We start from the raw sequence: 2,843 nt of genomic DNA, 5'->3' as shown, positions 1-2,843 counted from the left end.
AGCGTGGTCTTGCCGTGGTCAACGTGACCAATCGTGCCGACGTTCACGTGCGGCTTCGTACGTTCAAACTTTTCCTTTGCCATTTCTAGCTCCTTGGATCTTGAAAGGGATGATTACTTCTTGTTGATGATGGCGTCAGCGACGTTCTTCGGCGCTTCCGAGTAGTGCTTGAACTCCATGGAGTAAGTAGCACGCCCCTGCGACAGCGAACGCATCGTCGTCGAGTAGCCGAACATTTCTGCCAGCGGCACTTCTGCCTTGATCGCCTTGATCTGGCCAGGCAGATCTTCCATGCCCAGCACGATACCGCGACGCCCGGACAGGTCACCCATGATGTTGCCCATGAAGTCTTCCGGAGTCTCGACCTCGACAGCCATCATCGGCTCGAGAATGACAGGGCTCGCACGGCGGCAACCTTCCTTGAAGGCCATCGAAGCAGCCATCTTGAAGGCGTTTTCGTTCGAGTCCACATCGTGGTAGGAGCCGAAGTGCAGCGTGCACTTCACATCCACCACCGGGAAACCAGCCAGCACGCCATTCGGGATGCTTTCCTGCAGCCCCTTGTCAACCGCCGGAATGAATTCGCGCGGCACGACACCGCCCTTGATGGCATCGACAAACTCGTAACCCTTGCCCGGCTCATTCGGCTCGATCTTGAGCACGACGTGACCGTACTGACCACGACCACCGGACTGCTTGACAAACTTGCCTTCCGCATCCTCAACAACCTTGCGAATGGTTTCGCGATACGCCACTTGCGGCGCACCCACATTGGCCTCAACACCGAACTCGCGCTTCATCCGGTCAACCAGGATTTCAAGGTGCAGCTCGCCCATGCCGGAAATAATGGTCTGACCCGATTCTTCATCGGTACGCACACGGAAGGACGGATCTTCCTGAGCCAGGCGACCCAGTGCGATACCCATCTTTTCCTGGTCACCCTTGGTCTTCGGCTCGACCGCAACGTGAATCACCGGATCCGGGAACTCCATGCGTTCCAGCGTGATGATGCTGTCAGGCGGGCACAGCGTCTCACCAGTCGTCACGGACGACAGTCCGATACAGGCAGCGATGTCACCCGCACGCACTTCATCGATCTCATGACGGTCGTTGGCATGCATCTGAACCAGACGGCCGATACGCTCCTTCTTGCCCTTGATGGGGTTGTAGACGGTATCGCCCGACTTGATCACACCCGAATACACACGAATGAAGGTGAGCTGACCCACGTACTTGTCAGTCATCAGCTTGAAAGCAAGCGCCGAGAACTTCTCGTCGTCGGCAGCGCGGCGTTCAGCTTCTTTCTCGTCGTCATCAATCCCCTTGACAGGCGGAATGTCGACCGGCGAAGGCATGAAATCGATCACGGCATCCAGCATGCGCTGCACGCCCTTGTTCTTGAACGCCGTACCGCACAGCATCGGCTGGATTTCGCAGGCGATGGTGCGATCACGAAGCCCCTTGATGATGTCTTGCTCGGACAGATCACCTGCCTCGAGATACTTATCCATCATCGATTCCGACGACTCGGCAGCAGCCTCGACCATCTTCTCGCGCCACTCCGCAGCGGCAGCAGCCAGATCAGCAGGAATGTCTTCATAGCTGAACTTCGTGCCCTGGCTGGCCTCATCCCAGATGATGGCTTTCATCTTGATGAGATCGATAACGCCGGTAAAGTTCTCTTCAGCACCGATAGGGATGACAACCGGAATCGGATTGGCCGACAGACGGGTGCGCAGCTGGTCATAGACCTTGAAGAAGTTGGCGCCGGTACGGTCCATCTTGTTCACGAATGCAAGGCGCGGAACCTTGTACTTGTTCGCCTGACGCCACACCGTCTCAGACTGAGGCTGAACACCACCCACAGCGCAATAAACCATGCACGCGCCGTCGAGCACACGCATGGAGCGCTCCACTTCAATCGTGAAGTCTACGTGTCCCGGGGTGTCAATGATGTTGATGCGATGCTGCTCAAGATCGCCAGCCATCCCCTTCCAGAAACAGGTCGTAGCAGCGGAGGTGATCGTGATGCCACGCTCCTGCTCCTGCTCCATCCAGTCCATGGTGGCAGCGCCATCATGCACTTCACCGATCTTGTGGTTAACACCGGTGTAGAAAAGGATACGCTCGGTGGTGGTTGTCTTGCCGGCGTCGATGTGTGCCGAGATACCGATATTGCGGTACCTCTCGATGGGGGTAGTGCGTGCCACGGTGTCAGCCTCTACTCAAAATGCTGCATGTTCAAAAAACGTTTTTTCAGATCTGGCAGGCATTTGCGGAAACAAATCGAGCCCCTTTCAGGGCCCGACACTTGCCTGCCGCTTCGATAATCAGAAGCGGAAGTGGGAGAACGCCTTGTTGGCGTCCGCCATGCGGTGCACTTCATCACGCTTCTTCATGGCCGCGCCGCGACCCTCCGAAGCCTCAAGCAGCTCGCCAGCAAGGCGCTGAGCCATGGTTTTTTCGGAACGCTTGCGCGCAGCTTCGCGCAGCCAGCGCATCGAAAGAGCCATACGACGGCTCGGACGCACCTCAACCGGAACCTGGTAGTTCGCACCGCCAACGCGACGGCTCTTGACTTCAACCACAGGCTTCACATTGGCAATCGCACTGGAGAAGATCTCCAGCGGATCCTTGCTCGACTTGCCTGCAATTACTTCGAACGCGCCATACACGATACCTTCGGCAACCGACTTCTTGCCGCTATCCATGATGACGTTGATGAACTTGGAAACATCCTGCGAACCGAACTTCGGATCCGGCAGAATTTCACGCTTCGGTACTTCGCGACGACGGGGCATCTTTATCTCCTCAATTCGTCAGTGGATCAGGACTTCTTCGGG

The 2,843-nt window shown here is 56.8% G+C and carries 3 protein-coding genes; all 3 read right to left on the bottom strand.

Annotated elements, in window-relative coordinates:
* A partial coding sequence (locus tag ABDB87_RS20310) for a GTP-binding protein (protein ID WP_043003843.1) occupies window positions 1-83 on the bottom strand: 83 nt, incomplete at its 3' end.
* 30 nt (window positions 84-113) lie between these two features.
* Window positions 114-2,210: an elongation factor G gene (gene fusA / locus ABDB87_RS20305; protein WP_345930515.1), complete on the bottom strand. Its 2,097-nt coding sequence runs from the start codon at window positions 2,208-2,210 to the stop codon at window positions 114-116.
* 120 nt (window positions 2,211-2,330) lie between these two features.
* A complete protein-coding gene (gene rpsG, locus ABDB87_RS20300) occupies window positions 2,331-2,801 on the bottom strand; it encodes a 30S ribosomal protein S7 (RefSeq protein WP_345930512.1) in 471 nt (156 codons plus the stop codon).
* Window positions 2,802-2,843: the final 42 nt, after the last annotated feature.

Origin of the sequence: Uliginosibacterium paludis, from assembly GCF_039631355.1 — a bacterium.
In the GTDB taxonomy this organism is placed as follows: Bacteria; Pseudomonadota; Gammaproteobacteria; order Burkholderiales; family Rhodocyclaceae; genus Uliginosibacterium; species Uliginosibacterium paludis.
The sequence above is the reverse complement of the archived record's forward strand: the minus strand, read 5'-3'. Positions and strand labels throughout refer to the sequence as shown.

Coding starts and splice junctions, on each gene's coding strand:
- rpsG (WP_345930512.1), bottom strand. CDS start 2,801: ATGCCCCGTCGTCGCGAAGTACCGAAGCGTGAAATTCTGCCGGATCCG.